Source organism: Piscinibacter defluvii (assembly GCF_004011805.1).
GTDB classification, from domain to species: Bacteria; Pseudomonadota; Gammaproteobacteria; order Burkholderiales; family Burkholderiaceae_C; genus Piscinibacter; species Piscinibacter defluvii.
This window is the reverse complement of sequence record NZ_RCHJ01000023.1, coordinates 13,955-37,554: the sequence shown is the minus strand read 5'-3', so window position 1 is coordinate 37,554 and position 23,600 is coordinate 13,955. Positions and strand designations below refer to the sequence as shown.

At 70.5% G+C, this 23,600-nt stretch carries 25 protein-coding genes; 5 read left to right on the top strand and 20 right to left on the bottom strand.

Features of this window, described 5'->3' with window-relative positions:
• Positions 1-30: 30 nt before the first annotated feature.
• From D9C15_RS27225 to D9C15_RS27210, 4 genes are read left to right on the top strand one after another with little or no spacing between them, the layout of a single operon-like run.
• Entirely contained in the window at positions 31-597 is a 567-nt protein-coding gene (locus tag D9C15_RS27225; protein ID WP_128002064.1) for a hypothetical protein, read from the top strand.
• Positions 584-1,447: a dioxygenase family protein gene (locus D9C15_RS27220; protein WP_128002062.1), complete on the top strand. Its 864-nt coding sequence runs from the start codon at positions 584-586 to the stop codon at positions 1,445-1,447. The genes D9C15_RS27225 and D9C15_RS27220 overlap by 14 nt, the downstream gene beginning before the upstream one ends.
• Before the next feature lie 43 nt (positions 1,448-1,490).
• Positions 1,491-2,135, top strand: coding sequence for an urease accessory protein UreG (gene ureG, locus D9C15_RS27215; protein ID WP_128002061.1), 645 nt, complete (start codon positions 1,491-1,493; stop codon positions 2,133-2,135).
• Positions 2,132-2,620: a cupin domain-containing protein gene (locus D9C15_RS27210; RefSeq protein WP_128002059.1), complete on the top strand. Its 489-nt coding sequence runs from the start codon at positions 2,132-2,134 to the stop codon at positions 2,618-2,620. The genes ureG and D9C15_RS27210 overlap by 4 nt, the downstream gene beginning before the upstream one ends.
• Positions 2,621-2,694: 74 nt before the next feature.
• On the opposite strand, the gene D9C15_RS27205 is transcribed toward D9C15_RS27210, so the two are convergent.
• The 4 genes from D9C15_RS27205 to D9C15_RS27190 are packed head-to-tail and all read right to left on the bottom strand — an operon-like array spanning position 2,695 to position 5,719.
• Positions 2,695-3,723 (bottom strand): S49 family peptidase, encoded by a 1,029-nt coding sequence (locus D9C15_RS27205; RefSeq protein ID WP_128002057.1) that lies wholly within the window; start codon positions 3,721-3,723, stop codon positions 2,695-2,697.
• Between the two features lie 46 nt (positions 3,724-3,769).
• Complete coding sequence (locus D9C15_RS27200) at positions 3,770-4,141, bottom strand: Rieske (2Fe-2S) protein (RefSeq protein ID WP_128002055.1); 372 nt, start codon at positions 4,139-4,141, stop codon at positions 3,770-3,772.
• On the bottom strand, positions 4,134-4,796 hold the full coding sequence (locus D9C15_RS27195) for an HAD family hydrolase (protein ID WP_128002053.1): 663 nt from the start codon (positions 4,794-4,796) through the stop codon (positions 4,134-4,136). The genes D9C15_RS27200 and D9C15_RS27195 overlap by 8 nt, the downstream gene beginning before the upstream one ends.
• The gene (locus D9C15_RS27190) at positions 4,793-5,719 is read right to left on the bottom strand and encodes an RluA family pseudouridine synthase (protein ID WP_128002051.1); all 927 of its coding nucleotides are present in this window, start codon (positions 5,717-5,719) and stop codon (positions 4,793-4,795) included. Before D9C15_RS27190 ends, D9C15_RS27195 begins: the two co-directional genes overlap by 4 nt.
• A 624-nt stretch (positions 5,720-6,343) precedes the next feature.
• Between D9C15_RS27190 and D9C15_RS27185 the strand changes: the two genes are divergently transcribed.
• Positions 6,344-9,325 (top strand): Rne/Rng family ribonuclease, encoded by a 2,982-nt coding sequence (locus D9C15_RS27185; protein ID WP_128002049.1) that lies wholly within the window; start codon positions 6,344-6,346, stop codon positions 9,323-9,325.
• A 27-nt stretch (positions 9,326-9,352) separates the two neighbouring features.
• Here D9C15_RS27185 and nagZ read toward each other — a convergent pair whose 3' ends face one another.
• The 16 genes from nagZ to acpP all read right to left on the bottom strand — a co-directional run bounded on the left by nagZ (position 9,353) and on the right by acpP (position 23,525).
• The gene (gene nagZ, locus D9C15_RS27180; protein ID WP_128002047.1) at positions 9,353-10,414 is read right to left on the bottom strand and encodes a beta-N-acetylhexosaminidase; all 1,062 of its coding nucleotides are present in this window, start codon (positions 10,412-10,414) and stop codon (positions 9,353-9,355) included.
• On the bottom strand, positions 10,411-10,812 hold the full coding sequence (gene acpS, locus D9C15_RS27175) for a holo-ACP synthase (protein WP_128002045.1): 402 nt from the start codon (positions 10,810-10,812) through the stop codon (positions 10,411-10,413). The genes nagZ and acpS overlap by 4 nt, the downstream gene beginning before the upstream one ends.
• The gene (locus D9C15_RS27170; RefSeq protein ID WP_128002043.1) at positions 10,809-11,612 is read right to left on the bottom strand and encodes a pyridoxine 5'-phosphate synthase; all 804 of its coding nucleotides are present in this window, start codon (positions 11,610-11,612) and stop codon (positions 10,809-10,811) included. The genes acpS and D9C15_RS27170 overlap by 4 nt, the downstream gene beginning before the upstream one ends.
• Positions 11,609-12,361, bottom strand: a complete 753-nt coding sequence (recO, locus tag D9C15_RS27165) for a DNA repair protein RecO (RefSeq protein WP_128002042.1) — start codon at positions 12,359-12,361, stop codon at positions 11,609-11,611. The genes D9C15_RS27170 and recO overlap by 4 nt, the downstream gene beginning before the upstream one ends.
• On the bottom strand, positions 12,361-13,278 hold the full coding sequence (era, locus tag D9C15_RS27160; RefSeq protein WP_128002040.1) for a GTPase Era: 918 nt from the start codon (positions 13,276-13,278) through the stop codon (positions 12,361-12,363). The genes recO and era overlap by 1 nt, the downstream gene beginning before the upstream one ends.
• Positions 13,275-13,979 (bottom strand): ribonuclease III, encoded by a 705-nt coding sequence (gene rnc / locus D9C15_RS27155; RefSeq protein ID WP_128002038.1) that lies wholly within the window; start codon positions 13,977-13,979, stop codon positions 13,275-13,277. Before rnc ends, era begins: the two co-directional genes overlap by 4 nt.
• 26 nt (positions 13,980-14,005) lie before the next feature.
• Complete coding sequence (locus tag D9C15_RS27150; protein WP_128002036.1) at positions 14,006-14,374, bottom strand: DUF4845 domain-containing protein; 369 nt, start codon at positions 14,372-14,374, stop codon at positions 14,006-14,008.
• A 16-nt stretch (positions 14,375-14,390) separates the two neighbouring features.
• Positions 14,391-15,368, bottom strand: a complete 978-nt coding sequence (gene lepB, locus D9C15_RS27145; protein WP_128002034.1) for a signal peptidase I — start codon at positions 15,366-15,368, stop codon at positions 14,391-14,393.
• On the bottom strand, positions 15,368-17,176 hold the full coding sequence (gene lepA / locus D9C15_RS27140; protein WP_128002032.1) for a translation elongation factor 4: 1,809 nt from the start codon (positions 17,174-17,176) through the stop codon (positions 15,368-15,370). Before lepA ends, lepB begins: the two co-directional genes overlap by 1 nt.
• 501 nt (positions 17,177-17,677) lie before the next feature.
• A complete protein-coding gene (locus tag D9C15_RS27135) occupies positions 17,678-19,156 on the bottom strand; it encodes a DegQ family serine endoprotease (protein ID WP_128002030.1) in 1,479 nt (492 codons plus the stop codon).
• Positions 19,157-19,199: 43 nt separating this feature from the next.
• Positions 19,200-20,219 (bottom strand): MucB/RseB family sigma factor regulatory protein, encoded by a 1,020-nt coding sequence (locus tag D9C15_RS27130; protein WP_128002028.1) that lies wholly within the window; start codon positions 20,217-20,219, stop codon positions 19,200-19,202.
• Positions 20,220-20,243: 24 nt separating this feature from the next.
• Positions 20,244-20,879: a sigma-E factor negative regulatory protein gene (locus D9C15_RS27125; protein WP_164886874.1), complete on the bottom strand. Its 636-nt coding sequence runs from the start codon at positions 20,877-20,879 to the stop codon at positions 20,244-20,246.
• Between the two features lie 26 nt (positions 20,880-20,905).
• Positions 20,906-21,514: an RNA polymerase sigma factor RpoE gene (gene rpoE, locus D9C15_RS27120; protein WP_128002024.1), complete on the bottom strand. Its 609-nt coding sequence runs from the start codon at positions 21,512-21,514 to the stop codon at positions 20,906-20,908.
• Positions 21,511-21,987, bottom strand: a complete 477-nt coding sequence (locus D9C15_RS27115) for a hypothetical protein (protein WP_128002022.1) — start codon at positions 21,985-21,987, stop codon at positions 21,511-21,513. The genes rpoE and D9C15_RS27115 overlap by 4 nt, the downstream gene beginning before the upstream one ends.
• A gap of 19 nt (positions 21,988-22,006) precedes the next feature.
• Positions 22,007-23,251, bottom strand: coding sequence for a beta-ketoacyl-ACP synthase II (fabF, locus tag D9C15_RS27110; RefSeq protein ID WP_128002020.1), 1,245 nt, complete (start codon positions 23,249-23,251; stop codon positions 22,007-22,009).
• Positions 23,252-23,282: 31 nt separating this feature from the next.
• Positions 23,283-23,525: an acyl carrier protein gene (gene acpP / locus D9C15_RS27105; RefSeq protein WP_112190630.1), complete on the bottom strand. Its 243-nt coding sequence runs from the start codon at positions 23,523-23,525 to the stop codon at positions 23,283-23,285.
• Between the last annotated feature and the right edge of the window lie 75 nt (positions 23,526-23,600).

Here is a 23,600-nt window from a genome sequence, read left to right as displayed (position 1 = left end):
CGACACGGGCCGGCGCCACCATGGGCGCCCATGGAGATTCAGCGCACCCCGGCGGCGCCACGCCTGCAGGTCGAGCGCCCCGGCGCCCCCTACCCGCTGCCGGGCATGCTGGCGCGGTCGGCGCTGCTGCGCGCTGACCTGCGCGGCGCGCATCCCGGCATGGCGCTGGACCTGCGCCTGCGGCTGCTGGACGCCGGCACCGGCGCACCGCTGCGCGACGTGGCGGTCTGCCTGCAGCAGCGCCGCCCTGCTGCCCTGTGCGGCGTGCAGATCAGCGATGCCGACGGCCGCGTGCGGCTGTGCACGCTGCGTCCGCCGCCGGGGATCGACGGCACCGGGTCGATCGAGCTGCAGCTCGGCCTGACCCGCGACGGCCTGCTGTACGCGGTCGCCCGCACGACGCTGGTGCTGCCCGGCCTGCGCCGCTACGACCCGGCCCCGCCGCACGCGCAGCTCGACACCCTGGGGCGCCTGCTCACGCCGGCCCCGCGGGGCGACCCTCGCACCGGCCAGACGCTCGAGATCGAGATCGCGCTGGCCGGCCTGCCCGACACCCTCGTCACCTCAGCCCGGGAGCAACACGATGCCGCACCATGACCACGGCCTGGCCCACGACCTCGACACTCTCATGCGCCGCAGCGCGCAACGCCGCCGGGCGCTGCGCTGGCTCGGCCTGGCCGGCGCGGCGCCGCTCGCGCTGCTGGGCTGCGGCGGGGGCGGCGATGCCGGCGCCACCTCGACGAGCAGCTCGGACAGCGACTCCGGTTCCGCCACCGGCGGCGGCACGAGCACGAGCTGCTCGGTGATCCCGTCCGAGACCGCCGGGCCCTATCCCGGCGACGGCACCAACGGCAACGGCAGCGGCACGATCAACGCGCTCACGCTCGCGGGCATCGTGCGCAGCGACATCCGCACCAGCGTCGGAAGCGCCAGCGGCACCGCAGCGGGCGTGCCGCTGACCGTGACGCTCAAGCTGGTGAACACCGCCTCCTCCTGCGCCGGCCTGCAGGGGTACGCGATCTATCTGTGGCACTGCACGCGCGACGGCGGCTACTCGCTGTACTCGGCCGGCGTCGCCGACGAGAACTTCCTGCGCGGCGTGCAGGTGACCGATGCCAACGGCGAGGTGAGCTTCACGACCATCTTCCCCGGCTGCTACAGCGGGCGCTGGCCGCACATGCACTTCGAGATCTACCCGAGCCTGGCCAGCGCCACCAGCGGCAGCAACGACGTCAAGACCTCGCAGCTCGCGATGCCGGCCACCGCCTGCAACCAGGTCTACGGCACGGCCACCGGCTACGACAGCAGCGCCTCGAACTTCGCGAGCATCTCGCTGGCCACCGACAACGTGTTCAGCGACGACCAGGCCGCGACGCAGATCGCCAGCGTGACCGGCAGCGTCACGGCCGGCTTCGCGGCAACGCTGACGGTGGGCATCGCGGCCTGACAGGCTGTGAGCATGGCCGCGCCGGCGCCGACATAATCGGCGCATGAACATCTCCGCTTCCAGGCGCACCAAGAAGTTGCCGCCGCTGCGCGTCGGCGTCGGCGGCCCGGTCGGCTCGGGCAAGACGACGCTGGTCGAGATGCTGTGCAAGAGCATGCGCGAGCGCTGGGACCTGGTGGTCGTCACCAACGACATCTACACCAAGGAAGACCAGCGCCTGCTCACCGTGGCCGGCGCGCTCGAGCCGGAGCGCATCATGGGCGTGGAAACGGGCGGCTGCCCGCACACCGCGATCCGCGAGGACGCCTCGATCAACCTCGAGGCGGTGGACCGCATGCTGGCGAAGTTCCCGGACGCGGACATCGTCTTCATCGAGTCCGGCGGCGACAACCTGGCCGCCACCTTCAGCCCGGAACTCTCCGACCTGACGATCTACGTGATCGACGTGGCCGCGGGCGAGAAGATCCCGCGCAAGGGCGGCCCGGGCATCACCAAGAGCGACCTGTTCGTCATCAACAAGACCGACCTCGCACCGCATGTCGGTGCCGACCTGGCGGTGATGGAGGCCGACACGAAGCGCATGCGCCCGAACCGGCCCTACGTGATGACGAACCTGAAGACGCGCGAGGGGCTGCAGCAGGTGATCGAGTTCATCGAGACCAAGGGGCTGCTCAGGGCCGCGGCATGAACGAGAAGGCGAGCGCGCTGCGCCGGCAGCTGATCCGCAACCTCGACGAGGTGCGGCTCGAGCGCCAGCAGCGCGAGCCCTTGTACGACACGCGCTGCGGCGGCGTCTCCGACGGCACCGTGGCAAGCCAGCTCGGCGCCGGCTACGACGTGCTGGCGCCGGGCAAGCGCAGCTGCCCCTACCACTTCCACCACGCCCAGGAGGAGCTGTTCGTGATCCTCGAGGGCACGGGCCACCTGCGCGTGGCCGGCGAGATGCTGCCGGTGCGCGCCGGCGACCTGGTGTTCATCCCGCCCGGGCCGGAGTACCCGCACCAGTTCGTGAACACCTCGGACGCGGCGCTGCGCTACCTGAGCATCAGCACGCAGCAGCGGCCCGAGCTGTGCGAGTACCCGGACTCGGGCAAGGTGGCGGCCTACACGCGCGGCGTGCGCATCGTGCAGCGGCCCGCGGACAGCCTGGACTACTGGGACGGAGAACCGTGAAGCCGAGCGTGCCTGCGCACGCTCGGTAGGTTCGACGCGGTGCGGGCATGCAGGCCTGCACCGTTCGCGCCACGTCAGCGCAGCGGCGCCAGCTCGCGCAGCGTGCGCACCGCGCCCGAGCCGATCGCCGCGCCGAAGCGCTTGGCCAGGCGCTCGGCCACGTTCTCCTTGGGCGTGTAGTCGATGATGTCCTCGGCCTTGATCACCTCGCGGGCGACGTAGTCGAGGTTGCCGCGGTGGTCGGCCAGGCCGAGCTTGATCGCCTCCTCGCCGTTCCAGAACAGGCCTGAGAAGGTCTCGGGCGTCTCCTTCAGCCGCGTGCCGCGGCCCTGCTTCACGACCGCGATGAACTGCTGGTGGATCTGGTCGATCATCGCCTTGGCGAAGGCGCGGTGCTGCTCGTTCTGCGGCGAGAACGGGTCGAGCATGCCCTTGTTCTCGCCGGCGGTCAGCAGGCGACGCTCGATACCGAGCTTCTCCATCGCGCCGGTGAAACCGAAGCCGTCCATCAGCACGCCGATGCTGCCCACCAGGCTGGCCTTGTCGACGTAGATCTCGTCGGCCGCCACGGCGATGTAGTAGGCGCCGGAGGCACACATCTCCTCGACGACGGCGTAGACCTTCTTCTGGTGCAGCGCCTTGAGGCGGCGGATCTCGTCGTTGACGATGCCGGCCTGCACGGGGCTGCCGCCGGGCGAGTTGATGCGCAACACCACGGCCTGCGCGCCGGTGTCCTCGAACGCGGACTTGAGCGCGCCGACCAGGCTCTCCGCGTTCGCCTCGGCGTCGACGGCGATCTCGCCGCGCACCTCGATCAGCGCGGTGTGCGGCGTGCTCGGCGCGCTGCTCGGGATCTGCGGCGCGATCAGCAGCACCAGCAGCGTCAGCAGCAGCAGCGCCCACAACAGGCGGAAGAAGACGCGCCAGCGGCGCTCGCTGCGGCGTTCGCGGACGAAGTCGCGGCCAAGCTGCTCGAGCCCGGCGGCCCAGGCGGGTGCGGTGACCGCGGCGGGCGCCGCGGCCGGGCGGGCGGCCTCGGCGGCGGCGCTGCCGAAGCCGGGTTCGACACGTTCGGGCGACGAGGAAGGATCGGGGGTGCTCATCGGAGGACTGCCGGAGGATGGGCCGCGCGGCGGCCGGGCGGCCGCTTCAGTCGGCGAAGGGAGGTTGGATGTCGCGGGAAGGATACCAATACACCTGACCGTCGCGCTCCTGGACGTCGATCGGGATCAGCCGCGCCCCGGTGCAGGGCCCGCCGACGCAGCGGCCCGACAGCGGCTCGTAGGCCGCGCCGTGGATCGAGCAGAGGATGTACGCCCGGTCCATGTCGAGGAACTTGCCCTCCTGCCAGTCCATCTCCACCGGCGTGTGCATGCAGCGGTTCAGGTAGGCGACCACGCGGCCCTCGAAGCGCAGCGCGAAGGCCCGTGCCGGGCGGCGGTACTCGAGCACGTCGAACACGACCGCGTCGCCGCGTTCGGCGAGCTGCGCCGAGGCGCACAGCGGCTGCGGCTCAGGCATGGCGGGCCAGCCAGTCGTGCAGCTCGGCCACCGAGTGCGCCACGGCGCGGGTGTCGAAGCCGGCGAAGTTCTCGTGCGGGTGGGCGCCATAGGCCACGCCGACCGCCGCGGTGCCGGCGTTGGCGGCGAGCTGCAGGTCGTGCGTGGTGTCGCCGATCATCAGCGTGCGCGCCGGCTCGGCGCCGAACTCGCGCATCAGCTCGAGCAGCATCTGCGGGTTCGGCTTGGAGGCGGTCTCGTCGGCGGTACGGGTGGCGTCGAACACGCCCTTGAGCTGCACCGACTGCAGCGCCTCGTCGAGCCCGCGGCGCGACTTGCCGGTGGCCACGCCGAGCCAGTGGTGGCGCGCCCGCAGCGCCTGCAGCATCTCCAGCGTGCCGGGGAACAGCACGATCTCGTGCTGCCTGGCGAAGTAGTGGTGGCGGTAGCGCGCGCCGAGCTCCTGGTAGCGCTCGCGCGGCAGGTCGGGCGCGGCATGCTGCAGGGCGTCGATCAGCCCCATGCCGATCACGTAACTGGCGCGCTCGTCGCTGGGCACCGGCACGCCGAGGTCGGCGCAGGCGGCCTGGATGCAGCGCGCGATCAGCGCGGTCGAATCGAACAGCGTGCCGTCCCAGTCGAAGACGATCAGGTCGAATTGGCGCGGGCGGGTCATGCGGCCAGGGAGTTCAGGAAAGCCTCGCATTCTGGCGGCAGCGGCGCCTCGAGCCCGATCTCCGCGCCGGTGGCGGGGTGGACGAAGCGCAGCCGCTGAGCATGCAGGAACATGCGCTCGAACTTCGCCGGCCCGCGCGCCAGCGACTTGTTCAGCGCGAAGTCGCCGTACTTCGGGTCGCCGACGATGGCATGCCCGGCATGTGCCAGGTGCACGCGGATCTGGTGGGTGCGGCCGGTCTTGATGGTGACCTCGAGCAGCGTGAAGTCCCGGAAGCGGCGCGCCACCTTCACCAGCGTGATCGAGCGCTTGGCATCTTCATGACCGGGCTCGACCGTGCGCACGCGGCGTTCGCCCTCGCCGGTGAGGAACTTGTGCAGCGGCACGTCGATGACCTTGAGCTTGTCGGGCCAGGCGCCCGGCACGAGCGCCGCGTAGGTCTTGCCGGTTTCCCGCTGGCGCAGCTGGTCCTGCAGGGCCGTGAGCGCGCTGCGCTTCTTGGCCAGCATCAGCAGGCCGGAGGTCTCCTTGTCGAGACGGTGCACCAGTTCGAGGAACTTCGCCTGCGGCCGGGCGCGGCGCAGCTGCTCGATCACGCCGAAGCTCACCCCGCTGCCGCCGTGCACCGCTACGCCGGCCGGCTTGTCGACGACCAGCAGGTGCTCGTCCTCGAACACGATCGGGAACTCGCGCGCTGGCGCCGGCGCCGCCTCGTCGCGCTGCGCGGTGCGCACCGGCGGCACACGCACCTCGTCGCCGAGCGCGAGGCGGGTGTCCGCGGCGGCGCGGCCCTTGTTGACGCGCACCTCGCCGGAGCGGATGACGCGGTAGACATGGGTCTTGGGCACGCCCTTGAGCAGGCGCAGCAGGAAGTTGTCGAGGCGCTGGCCCTCGCCCGCCTCGTCCACCGTGAGCCGCAGCACGGCGGGGGCCGGCGGGGCGCTCGCGGCCGCACGCGCCGAGGCCGGTTTGGCCCCTATAATCCGTCGCTCCACCTTGCTGCCGTAAGTGCTTGATTTATCGGAGTTTAGCGGCGCGGCGCAAGGGGAGCCGGTCCGGCGAGCCCGGGCCACAGGTGATGCCACACCCCGCAGCAGGCGGCGGGCCCCGTCCCCACGTGACGGCGCGGCCGCGAGCGCAGGGTGGCAACGCAGACGAACAACGAACCCAGAACAAGGTTTCAAGAAGCGGAGACAGGCTCGGGCGGTTTCGCCATGCCGGCTCCGGTTCGCGTCCAGTGACTCCAGGCGGATGTTGTCCCCGGTCCCCTTCCCCCCGCGTGCCACGCTCCCGCTGCCCCGGCCAGAAGCCGGCGCCGCACGGGGGTGTCCGCCTGCGCGGCGGCCCCGGACCCCGGCAACCGCTGCCCTCCTCGCTGCCACGCACGCGCCAACGCTGCCCCCGCGCTCGATCGGCTGATCGACACCGCACCGGGCAGTCCAGGGCGATTCCTTCCGGTTCCCACGCGTCTGCCGTGCATCGAAACGCCGCCCGCGAGGGCGCTTGAGGTGATTGCGGCCGTTCGCGGCCGCGCGTGAGGAGCAAACGTGAAGCGCATGCTGATCAACGCGACGCAGCAGGAAGAGCGTCGCCTGGCCATCGTCGATGGCCAGAAGCTGCTGGACTTCGAGACCGAGATCGAAGGGCGCGAGCAGCGCAAGGGCAACATCTACAAGGCCGTCGTCACGCGCGTCGAGCCCTCGCTGGAAGCCTGCTTCGTCGACTACGGCGAGGACCGGCACGGCTTCCTGCCCTTCAAGGAAATTGCCAAGGAGTACTTCAAGCCGGGCGTGAGCGTCCGCGACGCGAAGATCCAGGACGTCATCTCCAACGGCAGCGAGCTACTGGTGCAGGTCGAGAAGGAGGAGCGCGGCAACAAGGGCGCGGCGCTGACCACCTTCGTCTCGCTGGCCGGCCGCTACCTCGTGCTGATGCCCAACAACCCGCGCGGCGGCGGCGTGAGCCGGCGCATCGAGGGCGAGGACCGCGAGGAGCTGAAGGAGAACCTCGACCAGCTCGAGTACCCCAAGGGCATGAGCCTGATCGCCCGCACCGCCGGCATCGGTCGCTCCGCCGCCGAGCTGCAGTGGGACCTGAACTACATGCTCAAGCTGTGGGAGGCGATCGAAGGCGCCTCCAAGGCCGGCAAGGGCGCCTTCCTGATCTACCAGGAATCGAGCCTGGTGATCCGCGCGATCCGCGACTACTTCACCGCGGACATCGGCGAGATCCTGATCGACACCGACGACATCTTCGAGCAGGCGCAGCAGTTCATGAACCACGTGATGCCGGACACGGCTCACAAGGTCAAGCGCTACCGCGACGATGCGCCGCTGTTCAGCCGCTTCCAGATCGAGCACCAGATCGAGACGGCCTTCAGCCGCACGGTCAACCTGCCCTCCGGCGGCGCGATCGTGATCGACCACACCGAGGCGCTGGTCAGCGTCGACGTCAACTCCGCGCGCAGCACGCGCGGCAGCGACATCGAGGAGACCGCGACCCGCACCAACCTCGAGGCGGCGGACGAGATCGCGCGCCAGATGCGGCTCCGGGATCTTGGAGGCCTGATCGTCGTCGACTTCATCGACATGGAGGAGAGCAAGAACCGCCGCGAGGTCGAGACGCGTCTGCGCGACGCGCTGCGCCAGGACCGCGCGCGTGTGCAGTTCAGCTCGATCTCCAAGTTCGGCCTGCTCGAGCTGAGCCGCCAGCGCCTGCGCCCGGCGCTCAGCGAAGGCAGCCACATCACCTGCCCGCGCTGCAACGGCACCGGCCACATCCGCGACACCGAGAGCTCGGCGCTGCAGATCCTGCGCATGGTGCAGGAGGAGTCGATGAAGGAGAACACCGCCGCCGTGCACGTGCAGGTGCCGGTGGAGGTGACGAGCTTCCTGCTCAACGAGAAGCGCACCGAGATCACCAAGATCGAGCTGAAGCAGCGCGTCACCGTGCTGCTGGTGCCGAACAAGAACCTCGAGACGCCGAACTACCGCCTCGAGCGCCTGCGCCACGACGACCCGCGGCTGGAGAACCTGCAGGCCAGCTACACGATGATCGACGAGGTCGACGAGGAAGTCGGCATCACGCGCCGCCGCGACGCGGCGGAAAAGGGCAAGCCCAAGCAGGAGCCGGTGATCAAGGGCATCCTGCCCGACGCCCCCGCGCCGCAGCCGGTGGCCAAGCCCGAACCCGCGCCGGCCCCGGTGGCCGCCGCCCCGGCACCCGCACCGGTGGCCGCGCCCGCGCCGGCCGCAGCGGGCAGCGGCTTCTTTGCCTGGGTGGTGAAGCTGTTCAGCGGCGGCAGCACGGCCGCGCCGGCCAGCGCCCCTGCGGTGGCCGCGCCCGCACCCGCCGAGCCTGCCGAAGCGCGCCGCGAAGGCCGCGGCGAGCGTGGCCGCAACAACCGCGGCGGGCGCGACGGACGTGAGGGCCGCGGCGAGGGCCGCGACGGCAAGCGCGGTGAACGCAGCGAGGCGCGTGGCGGCCGTGAAGGCCGTGAGGGCCGCGAGAACCGCGAGGGCCGCGACGGACGCAACCGCCGCGGCGAGCGCCCGGAGGGCGAGGAGGCGCTGCGCGCCGAGGGCGCCGAGCAGGCAACGCGCGAGGCCCGTGAACCGCGCGAACCTCGTGAACCGCGCGAACCCCGTGAGGGGCGCGACGGCCGGCGTGGCCAGCGCGGCGAGCGTGGCGAACGTGGCGGCGAGCGCCGTCCCGCGCCCGAAGCCGTGGCCGCCCCGGTGGGCGACGAGGCTGCGCTGGCTGCGCAACCCGGCACGCCGGGCTTTGTCGACACCGTCCCGGTCGGCGAGGCTGCCGAGCAGGCCGAGCGCAGCGGCCGCCGGCGCCGCCGCGGCCGGGGTGGGCGCGACCGCGACGAGGCCCGCGAGGGCGAGGTGAGCGGCGTCCCCGAGGCCGCTGAGGCCGCCGAGGCGATCGTGGCCGCCGAGCCGGGCGGTCTGCCGCCGGCCGAAGGCGCCGTGGCCGAGGCCACCGGGGCGGACGCCGCCACGGCACCGGAGGCTGGCGCCGCCGAGGGCGAGCCGCGCGAATCGCGCCGCCGCGGACGCGGCCGCGACCGGCAACGCCGCGAGCGCCGCGACGAGGGCGAGGGTGCGCAGGCCGCGCAGGCCGGTGAAGACGTCGCCGAGCCGCTGGCCGCGGCCGCGCCGGCGGCCGTCGCCGCCGAACCGGTGGCCGTGGCCGCTGCGCCGCTGGCCGCTGCCGAGCCCGTGTCGGTGCCGGCCGCCGTGGTGGAGCCGTTCGTGCTGCCGGCCGACGACCTGATGCGGCTGGCGGAATCCGCCGGGCTGCAGTGGGTCAACTCGGACGTCGAGAAGATCCGCGCCGCGCAGGAGGCGATCGCGCGCGAGCCCAAGCCCATGCACGTGCCGCGCGAGCGGCCGCCGCTGGTGCAGATCGACGAAGGCCCGCTGGTGCTGGTCGAGACGCGCAAGGACCTGTCTCAGATCACCCTGCCCTTCGACCTGCCGCCCAACACGGCGGCCGCATCGGAGCAGCGCGCCGGCTGAGTGCGAGCCTGCCCGGCCGCGCAGCGGTCAGGGCAGGCGTTCCAGCGCGCGCTGGTAGACCGGGTCGTGCATCAGCGTGTCCCAGTCGAGCGGCGCGCTCGCGGGCAGCAGGCGCAGACGCCGCGCCTCGCTGTCCGGATCGGCCTGCCAGCGGCCCCGCTGCTGGGCCTCGAGCAGGCCGTCGAGCAGCTGGTCGACCGCGGCGCCGCCGTCCAGCGACTGGTTGCACAGCAGCACCAGGTCGCAGCCGGCCGTCAGGGCCGCCGTCGCGGCGTCCACGTAGCTCACCTCGACGCCGCCGATGCGGCGTGCGCCGGCCATGCTCAGGTCGTCGCTGAAGATCGCACCCGTGAAGCCGAGCTGCTGGCGCAGGATCTCCTTCAGCCAGCGCGGCGAGAAGCCGGCCGGCCGATCGTCGACCTTGGGGTAGACCACGTGGGCCGGCATCACGCCGGCCAGGCTGGTCGACAGCCATTCGTAGGGACGCGCATCGTCGGCCAGGATCGCCTTGAGCGAGCGCCGGTCGACCGGGATCTCGTGGTGGCTGTCGGCGGCGACGAAACCGTGCCCGGGGAAGTGTTTGCCGCAGTTGGCCATGCCGGCCTGAAGCAGGCCGTGCATCAGGCTCTTGGCCAGCAGCGTGGCGACGCGCGGGTCGCGGTGGAAGGCCCGGTCGCCGATCACGCCGCTGCGGCCGAAGTCGAGGTCGAGCACGGGGGCGAAGGTCAGGTCCACGCCGCAGGCGCGCAGTTCGCTGCCGAGCACGACGCCGGCGGCCGTGGCGGCGTCGGTGGCGACGAGCGGGTCCTTCATCCACAGCTCGCCGAGCGTGCGCATCGGCGCCACGTGCGTGAAGCCGTCGGTACGGAAGCGCTGCACCCGGCCGCCCTCGTGGTCGACGCAGATCGGCAGGTCGGCGCGCAGGTCCTTGATCTGCGCGCTCAGCTCGAGCAGGCGGCGCCGGTCCAGCCAGTTGCGTGCGAACAGGATCAGCCCGCCGGTCAGCGGGTGCTGCAGGCGGCGCCGGTCGTCGGCGCTGAGTTCGGTGCCGGCGATGTCCAGGATCACCGGGGCGTGGATGGCGCTCATGCGGATGCTTTCGTTTCGACGACGACGTAGGCCGCGGCGTAGTCGACCTCGTCGGTGACGCTGACACACGCGGCCAGGCCGCGCGCCTCGAACCAGGCCGCGAGGTCGCCGTGCAGGCGGATCTCGGGCTTGCCGCTCGGCGCGTTCAGCACCTCGCAGGCACGCCAGGTCATCGGCATGCGCATGCCCATGCCGATGGCCTTGGAGAAGGCTTCCTTGGCGGAGAAACGGCTGCCGAGGTAGGCGATGCCACGCGACTCGGAGCGCGCGAAGCGGTGGCGGAACACCTCGATCTCGCCCGGTCCGAGCACCCGCTGCGCGAATCGCTCGCCGCGCCTCGCCCAGGTCTGGCGCAGACGGCGCAGGTCGCACAGGTCGATGCCGATGCCGAAGATCATGTGGGAGCGCCGGCCGCGTGGATGCAGCGCAGGTAGTCGCGCACCGTCTCGGCCAGGCCGAGCTCGAGCGCGTCGGCGATCAGTGCATGGCCGATCGACACCTCGAGCACGCCGGGCACGGCACGCAGGAAGTCGGTCAGGTTGGCGCGATTCAGGTCGTGGCCGGCGTTCAGTTCCAGTCCCGCCGCCAGTGCCGCCTGCGCGGCGGCGACATAGCCGCCCAGCACCGCGCCGCCCTCGGGCGTGCCGTGCGTGCTGGCGTAGTGCTCGGTGTAGAGCTCGACGCGCTGGGCGCCGAGCGCACGCGCCGCCGCCATCTGCGCCGGCACCGGATCCATGAACAGGCTGACGCGCAGGCCCAGGCCGAGCGCCTCGGCCACCAGCGGCGCGAGGCGCTGCGCGTCGTCGGGGAAACGCCAGCCGTGGTCGGAGGTGGACTGCTCGACGCTGTCGGGCACGAAGGTCACCTGGTGCACCGGCAGGCCGCGCCGCACCAGGCCGCGCACCTCGTCCATCAGGTTGTGGAACGGGTTGCCCTCGATGTTGTACTCGCGCCCCGGCCAGGCCTGCAGCAGCTCGGCCAGCTCGACCACGTCGTGCGCCCGGATGTGGCGCTGGTCCGGCCGCGGGTGCACGGTGATGCCGTGCGCACCGGCCTCCAGCGCGATCGTCGCGGCGCGCGTGACGCTCGGGATGCCGATGCTGCGGGTGTTGCGCAGCAGCGCGACCTTGTTCAGGTTGACCGACAGCGCGGTCGTGCCGCGGTGGGCCTCGAGTCCGGTGGTGACGAGGGGATTCATGGGAGCTGCTGCAGGTCGCGCATGACCTGCCGCGTGCGCAGGGCCGGGGAGCCGAGATGATAGTGAAGCAGCGCGCGCAGCTGCTGCTTGAGCGCCGGCAGCGTGCCGGTGCAGGCCTGCTGCAGCGCCGCCAGGCTGCCGTGTTCGAGCGCCGCCTGCAGGCCGACCAGCGCGGCGGCCTCCAGCGCCACCTCGTCGGCCGACTCGATCACGCCGGCCTCGCCGCGCAGCGCGTAGCGGCGGTCCGCTCGCAGCGGCTGCTGCGTCAGGGTGGCCAGATGCAGGTCGGGCAGCGAGCCGGTCTCGCGCAGCAGCACCAGTTCGAAGGCGCGCAGCGCCGCCTCGACGGAGGGTTCATCGCCGGCCAGCGCGGGCAGGGTCTGCGCATAGGCGTCGAACAGCACCGGGTGCGCGTCGTGGCGCGGCAGCAGGCGCATCAGCAGCTCGTTGAGGTAGAAGCCGGAGAACAGCGCCGCGCCCTGCGGCAGCGCCATGCCGCCGGCCCATTCGGCATGACGCAGGTTCTGCACCTCGGCGCCCTCGGGCAACCTGCCGAGCGACACGTTCAGGCGCTGGAAGGGCAGCAGCACCGCGCGCAGCTGCGAGTAGGGCCGCTTGGCGCCCTTGGCCGCGGCGACCACGCGGCCCTGGCCACGCGTGAACAGGTCCAGGATCAGGCTGGATTCGCTCCAGTCGTGCTGGTGCAGCACGTAGGCCGGCTGCGGCGCCGCGGCGCGCGAGGCGGCCATCACTCGTAGCCGTAGCTGCGCAGGTGCTCCTCGTCGGCGGCCCAGCCGGAGCGCACCTTGACGAAGAGTTCGAGGAACACCTTGCCGTCCAGCAGGGTCTCGAGCTCCTGGCGCGCCTCCGAGCCGATGCGCTTGAGCCGTTCGCCGCCGCCGCCGATCACCATGCCCTTGTGCGCCTCGCGCTCGACCACGATCGAGGCGGCGATGCGGCGCAGCTCGCCCTCCTCCTCGAACTTGTCGATCACGACGGTCGAGGTGTAGGGCAGTTCGTCGCCGGTCAGGCGGAACAGCTTCTCGCGGATGATCTCGCTGGCCAGGAAACGCTCGCTGCGGTCGGTCAGCGCGTCCTCGTCGTGGAGCCAGGCCTGCGCCGGCAGGTAGGGCCGCACGATCTCCAGCAGGCGTTCGACATCGGCGCCCTTCTTCGCCGACAGCGGCACGTACTCGGCGAACGCGTGGCGCTCCTGCATGCCCTTGAGCCAGGGCAGCAGCTCGGCGCGGCGCTGCACGGCGTCGAGCTTGTTGGCCACCAGCACCACCGGCTGGCCGGGCCGGCCGGATTCCTGGATCAGCGCCAGCACCTTGGCGTCGTCGAGCCCGAAGCGGCCGGCCTCGACCACGAACAGCACCACGTCGACATCGGCCAGCACGCCGCGCACGGTGCGGTTCAGCGTGCGGTTCAGCGCGGCCTGGTGGCGCGTCTGGAAACCCGGCGTGTCGACGAACACGAACTGCGCGTCACCCACGGTGCGGATGCCGGTGATGCGATGCCGCGTGGTCTGTGCCTTGGCCGAGGTGATGCTGATCTTCTGGCCCACCAGCGCGTTCAGCAGCGTCGACTTGCCGACGTTGGGCCGGCCGACGATGGCGACCAGTCCGCAGTGCGGTGCCGCGCTGCCGGCGGGCGAATCGCTCACGACCTCAGCGGGCCGCCGGGGCGGTCGCTGTCCTTCAGTGCGTCCAGCATGCGCCGGGCGGCATCTTGCTCGGCCTGGCGCCGCGAGCGGCCCTCGCCGGGCTCGGCCAGGCCGAGCGCCGGCACGGCACACTCGACCTCGAAGGTCTGTGCATGGGCCTGGCCGCGCGTGGCGACGATGCGGTAGCTCGGCACCGGCAGGCGGCGCGCCTGAAGCCATTCCTGCAGTTCGGTCTTGGCGTCCTTGGCCCAGTTGCCGACCTCGGTGCTGGCGATCACCTCTCCGAACAGGCGCTGCACCAGGTCCTTCGCGGCGTCGAAGCCGCCGTCCAGGAAGGTCGCGCCGATCAGCGCCTCGAGCGCGTCGGCCAGGATCGAGGCGCGCTGGGCACCGCCGCCGCGCGCCTCGCCCTCGGACAGGCGCAGCACGTCGGGCAGCCCCATCTGCAGCGCCACGCGGTGCAGGCTCTCCTCGCGCACGAGGTGGGCGCGCACGCGGGTCAGGTCACCCTCGTCGGAGCCGGCGAATCGGTCGAACAGCAGGCTGGAGATCGCCAGGCTGAGCACGGCGTCGCCCAGGAATTCGAGGCGCTCGTTGTGGTCGGCGCCGAAGCTGCGGTGCGTCAGGGCCCGCGCGAGCAGGTCCGGTTGGCGGAAGCGATGCCCGAGCCGGGCCTGGAGTTCGTCGAGTCGTTCGTCCATGGGGTTCGTTGGATGCCCCCCTCACGCTACTTCGAGCGCCCCTCGTACTTGATCAGCAGGTAGACCGGCGCCGCCAGTTCGATCTCCTTGTTGTAGGCGAACCTGACGACGATCTTCTCGTTTTCCTTCGTGACCTCGAGGTCCGAGCCCGAGATCGACTGGATCGAGTACTCGATCGTCTTCTGCTTCTCGAAGGCGGCGCGGATCTCGGGCACCGTGGTGCCGCCTTCCTTGGCGATCTTCTCGACCGCCCGCTGGATCGTGAAGTACTCGTTCAGCGTGGGCAGCACCCGCATCGCGATCAGGGCCGCGAAGCCGATCACGATGGCCCAGAACAGCAACCCGAACAGGGTGACCCCGCGCTGGCGGCGCGCCCGTGCAAGCTCCCTCGTCATGCGTCAATGCTCCCGTTCAGTTGAACGACCCGATGCGCCTGAGGTTGCCGAAGTTCATCCAGACGAAAAACGCCTTTCCGACGATGTTCTGGTCCGGAACGAAGCCCCAGTAGCGCGAGTCCTCGGAATTGTCGCGGTTGTCGCCCATCATGAAGTAGTGCCCCGGGGGCACCTTGCACGTGACGGCTTCCGCACTGTAGCGACAGTTCTCGCGGAAAGGGAAGGTGTAGACCTCTTCCGGGCCGAACGGCCGCCGTGCCTGCGGATTGACCAGGATGCGGTGCTCGATCGTGCCGAGCTTCTCCTTGAACACCTGGAAGTAGCGCAGCGAGTCCTCGTCGTAGTAGCCCGGCGGCGGCAGCGCCTCGACCGGCACCTCCTGCCCATTGAGCCAGAGCTTCTGGTCGCGCCAGGAGACCTCGTCGCCCGGCACGCCGACGACCCGCTTGATGTAGTCGACGCTGGTGTCCTTGGGGTAGCGGAACACGATCACGTCACCGCGCTGCGGATCGTGGTTGGCGATGACCTTCCTGTTGATCACCGGCAGGCGCACGCCGTAGTGATACTTGTTCACCAGGATCAGGTCGCCCACCAGCAGCGTCGGGATCATCGAGCCGGAGGGGATCTTGAACGGCTCGAACAGGAACGAGCGCAGCAGGAACACCGCCAGGATCACCGGGAACAGCCCGGCCGTCCAGTCCAGCCACCAGGGCTGCGCGAGCAGCTTCTCGCGCGCGCTGTCCACGTCGGTGTCGACGCGCGTGATGCCCTGGCGCGCCAGCTCGGCGCGGCGCTGGGCATCCTGGCGCTCGAGCTCGGCGGCGGCGGCCCGCCGAGCCGGCGCGAAGCGGAAGCGCTCGGCCAGCCAGTACACCAGCGTGACGACGCTGAGGATGAACAGCAGCAGGGAGAAGTTGCCGGTCCACTTGCCCAGGTACCAGCCGCCCAGGTAGACGGCCAGCGCGCCATACAGAACGCCCGTCAGAAGTCCCATCAGTCGTCCACTTGCAGGATGGCCAGAAACGCTTCCTGCGGCACCTCGACGGAGCCGATCTGCTTCATGCGCTTCTTGCCGGCCTTTTGTTTTTCGAGGAGCTTGCGCTTGCGGGTGATGTCGCCGCCGTAGCACTTCGCGAGCACGTTCTTGCGCAGCGCCTTGATTGTCTCACGCGCAATGATGTTGGCGCCGATGGCGGCCTGCACCGCCACGTCGTACATCTGGCGCGAGATCAGCTCGCGCATCTTGGTCACCACCGCGCGGCTGCGGTAGACGCTCTGGCTGCGGTGCACGATGATCGACAGCGCGTCGACCCGGTCGCCGTTGAGCAGGATGTCGACCTTCACGACATCGGCCGCACGGTACTCCTTGAACGCGTAGTCCATCGACGCGTAGCCGCGCGACACGCTCTTCAGCTTGTCGAAGAAGTCGAGCACGATCTCGGCCAGCGGCAGCTCGTAGGTCAGGTGCACCTGCTTGCCGTGGTAGGCCATGTTGACCTGCGTGCCGCGCTTCTGGTTGGCCAGCGTCATCACCGGACCGACGTAGTCCTGCGGCATGTACAGCTGCACCGTGACGATGGGCTCGCGGATCTCCCGGATGCGGCCCTGGTCCGGCATCTTCGACGGGTTCTCGACCTTGAGCACCGTGCCGTCGTTGAGCTCGACCTCGTAGACGACCGAGGGCGCGGTGGTGATCAGGTCCTGGTCGAACTCGCGCTCGAGCCGCTCCTGCACGATCTCCATGTGCAGCAGGCCGAGGAAGCCGCAGCGGAAGCCGAAGCCCAGCGCCTGGCTGACCTCGGGCTCGTAGCGCAGCGAGGAGTCGTTCAGCTTGAGCTTCTCGAGCGCGTCGCGCAGCTGGTCGTACTCGCTCGCCTCGGTCGGGTACAGGCCGGCGAAGACCTGCGGCTGGATCTCCTTGAAGCCCGGCAGCGGCTCGGTGGCCACGCCGCGGTTGTTCGGCAGCTTCTTCTCGAGCGTGATGGTGTCGCCGACCTTGGCCGCCTGCAGTTCCTTGATGCCGGCGATCACGAAGCCCACCTCGCCGGCGGCGAGGCTCTCGCGCGCGACCGACTTGGGCGTGAACACGCCGAGCTGCTCGACGCCGTAGACCGCGTCGCTGGCCATCAGGCGGATGCGCTCGCCCTTCGTCAGCGAGCCGTCGACCACCCGCACCAGCATCACGACGCCGACGTAGTTGTCGAACCAGGAGTCGATGATCATCGCGCGCAGCGGCGCGTCGGCCGCCCCGCGCGGCGCCGGAATGCGGTGGATCACCGCCTCGAGGATCTCGTCGATCCCCTCGCCGGTCTTGGCGCTGGCGGGGATGGCGTCGGTGGCGTCGATGCCGATCACCTCCTCGATCTCGGACTTGGCGCGTTCGGGGTCCGACTGCGGCAGGTCCATCTTGTTGAGCACCGGCACCACCTCCACGCCGAGCTCGATCGCGGTGTAGCAGTTGGCCACCGTCTGGGCCTCGACCCCCTGGCTCGCGTCGACCACCAGCAGCGCGCCCTCGCAGGCCGAGAGCGAGCGGCTGACCTCGTAGCTGAAGTCGACGTGGCCCGGCGTGTCGATCAGGTTGAGGTTGTAGGTCTTCCCGTCGCGGGCGGTGTACTGCAGCGCCGCGGTCTGCGCCTTGATGGTGATGCCGCGCTCGCGTTCGATGTCCATCGAGTCGAGCACCTGCGCCTCCATCTCGCGATCGCTCAGGCCGCCGCAGCGCTGGATCAGCCGGTCGGCCAGCGTGCTCTTGCCGTGGTCGATGTGGGCAATGATGGAGAAGTTGCGGATGTGGTCCATGGACACCGTGACTGGAAGCTCACGCGGTGGGCACAACGGCCATGCCGTTGCTGCGCAAGCTCACATCGCGCAGCGATGTGAAGGCGCGTAGCGCCGTGCTGAAGCTAAAAAAAAGGCACGTCGAAAGAGTGACGCGCCTTCCAACAAAACGTATGGCAACTGCTTGTTGGGCTTTCATTGTAGCCAAAAGACCCCCGCGGAAAACCGCGCCAATGCTTGATTTCGCGTCGTTGCAGGGTGCCAACAGGCAATTCCATCAACACCTTATCCACAAACCCTTGTGGACCGCTTGGGGATAGTTACCGGCGCCTTTTTTTGTTGATCGGGCCCGGCGCAACCAGTGTCCCGCAGGCCTTAATTCTATCGCCTGCCGGCCCCAATCCCGCCTCGTGAAAAGTTAGCGGGCGCAAACTTTTCACGCGCGCTGGCCGCCGAACCAGCCCCCTTCGATCCGGCGTTCCGGATCGCAAAAAGACCCGCCGCCGGACTCGGGTGTCGGGGTCAGCGTGCCGGCCGGATGATCAGGAAGTTGACCGTGTCCCCGCGCCGCACGAGCACGGTGACGGCCCGGGTCTTGTCGAGCTTGGAGACCACCGCCTCGAACTGCTTCGCACTCGAGACCTCGGCGTTGTCGATCGAGAGGATGACGTCGCCCTCGCGCAGGCCGGCGCGCGCGGCCGGTCCGTCGACGCTGTCCACGCGCACGCCGTTCTTGATCTTGAGTTCACGCTTCTGCGCCTCGCCCAGGTCCGACACCCCGATGCCCAGTGTCGCCACGGTGGCCTGTGGCTTGCTCGCGCCGCCCGATTCGGCCGCCGCGCGCTTCTGGTCAGGCTCGACCTCGGCCACCGTCACCGACAGGTCCTTGTAGCTGCCGCGCCGGAACACCTGCAGCGTCACCTTGCTGCCCGGCTTCACGCCGCCGACGATGCGCGGCAGGTCACCCGACTTCTCGACCGCCTTGCCGTCGAACTTGGTGATGATGTCGCCCGGCTCGACCCCGGCCTTCTCGGCCGGGCCGCCGGCCTCGACGCTGCGCACCAGCGCCCCGCCGGCCTTGCCCAGGCCGATCGACTCGGCCACGTCCTTGGTCACCTGGTCGATGCTGACGCCGATGCGGCCGCGGCTCACCCGGCCGCTGGTGCGCAACTGATCGGCCACGCGCGTCGCCTCGTCGATCGGGATCGCGAACGAGATGCCCATGTAGCCGCCCGAGCGGCTGTAGATCTGCGAGTTGATGCCGACCACCTCGCCGCGCAGGTTCAGCAGCGGGCCGCCGGAGTTGCCGGGGTTGATGGCCACGTCGGTCTGGATCAGCGGCAGGAATTCGCCGGTGTCGCGCGCCTTGGCGCTGACGATGCCGGCCGTCACCGTGTTCTCCAGGCCGAAGGGCGAGCCGATCGCGATCACCCACTCGCCCACGCGCAGCTTGTTCACGTCGCCGATCTTCACGGTCGGCAGCCCGCTGGCCTCGATCTTCACCAGCGCCACGTCGGAGCGCCTGTCGGTGCCGATCAGGCGCGCCTTGAACTCGCGCTTGTCGGGCAGGGTCACGATCAATTCGTCGGCGCCGTCGACCACGTGCGCATTGGTCATCACGTAGCCGTCGGCGCTGAGGATGAAGCCGGAGCCGACACCGCGCTGCTGCGGCTCGCCGCCATCGGGCGCTGGACGTTGTCCGCGCGGCCCGGGCTGGTTCGGGATCGGCAACCCGAACCGGCGGAAGAACTCGAGCATGTCCTCGTCCATCTCGGGCACGCCGCGGGCGCCGCGCGAGCGCTCCAGGGTGCGGATGTTGACGACGGACGGGCCCACCCGTTCGGCCAGGTCGGCGAAGTCGGGCAAGGTCACCTGCGGCTGTGCGTGCACGGGCGCCGCCGGCAAAGCCGCCACCAGCGCGACGCCCAGCGCCAGGGCAGCCAGCCAGAACCGGCGGCGCAGCGCCGGCGCGACGAGGAGATCGGTCGTCTTGAGGGTCATGGTCAAGCGTGGAACGAGTGAAAACGGGGCCTGGGCCGAGGCGTCAGGGACGACGTTCGAGGCCCTTGGCAAATTCCTTCAAGGTGGCCAGCGGCACGTCACCGACCAGCGTCACCCACCACTCGCCGTGGCGCCGCATCAGCGTCTGCGTTGCGCCGAGCGTGGCCCGCATGTCCTTGGTGTGGCGCTTCGGGTCGTAGGGCTCGATGAACAACGACACATGGGTGAGGCCATCGGAGTAGACCGCCTGCAGCACGGACGGCCCGGGAGGGTCACCCTCGCCGCCGGCGGCAGCGCCGATCGGGCGCTTGACGCCGCTGATCAGCCGGAAACCGGGCGTGGCCTCGCGCAGCATCCAGCCCTCGTCCTCCAGGCGGATCGGCTGCAACGAGGGGCGCAGCACGCGGTAGCCGTCGAGACGTCGCATCGCCTGCAGCACACTGTCGGGCTGCGGCCGGACGTTGATCGTCACGTCCGAGAAGGCCGAGCTCTCGAGCACCTCGTCCTTGTCGTTCAGCACGTCGGCCCGCAGCAGCAGCCCGGTGCTGCGGTCGGCCCACAGCCGGTATCCGAAGCGGCGATGGTCGCGCGGCTGCACCCGCAGCACGTCGGCGTCGTGGCCGGCGACACGCCCGCCCCCCTCCGGATGCAGCGCGTAGAACTCGGAGAGGCGGTCGTCGCCGGTCTGCAGCACCGCGGGAAAGGCGCGCGGCAGCTGGGTCTGCTCGACGACCACGACGCGGCTCGAGGGCCACACCGTCTGCACCAGGTCGTTGTGGCGGAACACGTGCCGCGCCTGGCCGTCGAGCGACTCGATGCGCTCGTACTGCTGCCCGGCCACGTAGAAGTGCGCAATGCGCGCGCTCGACACCGCACCGCCGCCGCTGACGACGAAGGTGCCCTGGAAATTGCGCTTGCCCGCCGCCTCGTGGATGCGCAGCAGCCAGCTGCGCACGGGCTGTGACGCGTCGGACGCCGCACTCGCCGCCGGCGCCGGCGCGGCGGACACAAAACCGCAGAAGGCGCCGAGCAGGGTCAGCGCGAAGAAGGGGTGGATCCGCATGGGAAGCGAGCGACCGACCTGCGCTCAGCGCTGCACCGAATCCACGGCCGCACGCCGCACCAGCGGCGAGCCGCCCAGCATGGTCGAGTTGCCGAACTGGTGATGCGCCTCGAGGTAGCGGTCGATCCGCGCGTCGCGGATCATCTTGCCGTTGGCGACGATCTCCTCGGGCTCCGCCGGCACGACCGGCACCGCCACCGGCTTCGCCGCCGTGTCGGCGACGGCCCGCACTTCCGCGCCGCCTTCGGCCACCTTCTGCGGGGCCAGCGGTTCCGGTGCGCGGGTCACCACCAGCACACCGGCCACCGCCACGAACCCGGCCGCCACCGCCGCCGGGCCCGCCCAGCGCCAGCGGCGCACCCGCGTGACGGTCGCCCGCGGCGTCGGAGCCAACACCACGGGTTCGGCCTCGAGCCGGCCGCGCAAGCGGGCCAGGAACGCCGCATCGCGACCGGCAACCGACGCCAGATCGTCCGAGCGCAGCACGTCGCCGATCAGGTGGTAGCGGTGCCAGGACTCGCGAAGTTGCGTCTCGTCGCGCCACGCCCGGCACGCGCGCGCCACCTCTGCGGCGTCGCGCACCTCGCCGTCCATCAGCGCGGACAGCACTTCTGCCGCCTTCGGATCGACCGCCTGTTCCCTGGACATCTGCTGCTCCATCGTCATCACCCCGGGCCCCCCGCCGCCTACCAGCGCTCGCCTTCACGCGTGTCCAGCAGGGGCCGCAACCGCGCCGCGATCGCCTCGCGCGCGCGGAAGATCCGCGAGCGCACGGTGCCGATCGGGCAGTTCATCAGCTCGGCGATCTCCTCGTAGCTCAGCCCTTCGATCTCGCGCAGGGTGATGGCCTGGCGAAGATCGTCGGAAAGCGCCTCGATCGCGGCGTTCACGGCCGCGGCGATCTCCTTGCTGGCAAGCACGGCGTCGGGGGTTTCGCCGTCGCTTAGTTCGTTTTCCACCCGTGAAGTTTCGTCGTCCTCCTCGCGCGCCGCGAGGGCCGCCTCCGTGATCACGGGGTCGCGCTTGAGCTCGACGAGGGATTTTTTCGCGGTATTCACCGCAATGCGGTAGAGCCAGGTGTAGAAGGCGCTCTCGCCGCGGAACTGCGGGATCGCGCGGTAGGCGCGGATGAAGGTCTCCTGCGCGATGTCGGGCACGAGGTCGACGTCGCGCACCATGCGGCCGATCAGGCGCTCGATGCGGCGCTGGTACTTCACCACGAGCATCTCGAAGGCCCGGATGTCCCCTTGCTTGACGCGTTCGATCAGCGGAGCGTCGGCGTCTGCGGCGTTCATTCGTCGGGAGCGGGGGAGGCCGCCGCGGAGGACCCTCCGGGCGCAGGACGCGCGGAATATACCGCACAGCGAAAGTCATGCCATTGGCCGGCCAGATCCGCGCGCCCGGCCGGTATCCAGTGCCGGGCGGACGGCGCCTCGGCGTCGAAGCGCAGCAGCATCCAGGCCCCGAGGTCCAGGGCCACCACCAGGCGACCCTCGATCGGCGGCCTGTCGCGGCGTGCCAGCCACCAGGCCCGGCCGTCCCAGCGCAGCCTGGCCCCGGCGGCCGCGCGCAGCCCCCAGGCCGCCACGATGGCTGCCGTGCCGAGCACGGCGCCGGCCAGGCGCCAACCGATCGTCAGTTCACCGGCGCCGAGCCACCACCAGGCCGCCAGGGCAAGACAGGCCAGCACCGCCAGCAGGTCGATGCCCGCACGCCAGGCACGCGAGGGCGGCAGTTCCACCGTCAGGGCCGGCCAGCCGGTGCTCACGGCGCGTGCCGCGGCCGGTTCAGGCGCGCTTGAAGACCAGGGTGCCGTTGGTGCCGCCGAAGCCGAAGTTGTTCTTGACGGCGTACTCGATCTTCATCTCGCGCGCGGTGTTGGCGCAGTAGTCCAGGTCGCACTCGGGATCCTGGTTGAAGATGTTGATCGTCGGCGGCGAGACCTGGTGATGCAGCGCCAGCACCGTGAAGACCGATTCGATGCCGCCGGCGCCGCCGAGCAGGTGGCCGGTCATCGACTTGGTCGAGTTGACAACGATCTTCCTCGCCGCGTCGCCGAACGCCAGCTTGATCGCGTTGCTCTCGTTGACGTCGCCCAGCGGCGTCGACGTGCCGTGCGCGTTCAGGTACTGCACCTGGTCGGCGTTGATGCCCGCGTTGCGCAGCGCCGCGCGCATCGAGCGCTTCGGGCCGTCGACGTTCGGCGCGGTCATGTGGTACGCGTCCGCGCCCATGCCGAATCCGGCGAGCTCGGCGTAGATCTTCGCGCCGCGCCGTTTCGCGTGTTCGTACTCCTCGAGCACCAGCACGCCGGCGCCCTCGCCGAGAACGAAGCCGTCGCGGTCCTTGTCCCAGGGGCGCGAGGCGGTGGCGGGGTCGTCGTTGCGGGTCGACAGCGCCCGCGCTGCCGCGAAGCCGCCGATGCCCAGCGGCGAGACGGTGGCTTCGGCGCCGCCGGCCACCATCACGTCGGCATCGCCATACTCGATCAGCCGGCCGGCCTCGCCGATGCAGTGCAGCCCGGTGGTGCAGGCGGTGACGATGGCCAGGTTCGGCCCCTGGAAGCCGAAGTGGATCGACACATGGCCGGAGATCATGTTGATGATCGAGGCCGGCACGAAGAACGGCGAGATGCGGCGCGGACCGCGCTCGCGGTAGTCGCCATCGGTCTGCTCGATCATCGGCAGCCCGCCGATGCCCGAGCCCACGAGGCAGCCGATGCGTTCGGCCTGCTCCTCGTTCAGCGCGTCGTTGGTGGGCAGGCCCGCGTCGCGCACCGCCTGGATCGACGCCGCCATCCCGTAGTGGATGAAGGTGTCCATGTGGCGCGCTTCCTTGGCCGGGATGTAGTCCTCGATCCGGAAGCCCTTGACCTCGCCGGCGAAGCGGCAGGCGAAGGCGGACGCGTCGAAGCGCGTCACGGTGGCGATGCCGGAGCGGCCGGCGACCAGATTGCCCCAGCCTTCGGCGACCGAGTTGCCCACCGGGCTGACGAGGCCCAGGCCGGTGATGACGACGCGACGGCGGCTCATGCGCAGACGAACGACGGCAAGTGCGGCAGCCTCAGGCGGCCTTCTGGTGCTTCATCGCGTAGTCGATCGCGAGCTGCACCGTGGTGATCTTCTCGGCTTCCTCGTCCGGGATCTCGATGCCGAACTCATCCTCGAGCGCCATCACCAGCTCGACCGTGTCCAGCGAGTCGGCGCCCAGGTCGGCGACGAAGGCCTTCTCGTTGGCGACGTCGGCTTCGGGAACACCCAACTGTTCGGCGATGATCTTCTTGACTCGGGCTTCGATGTCGCTCATGACTCCTCCGGGAGTGTTTACGGAAACAGGGCGGGATTCTAAGGGTTGGCGTCGCGCCCCCGCGGGGCCGGCGCC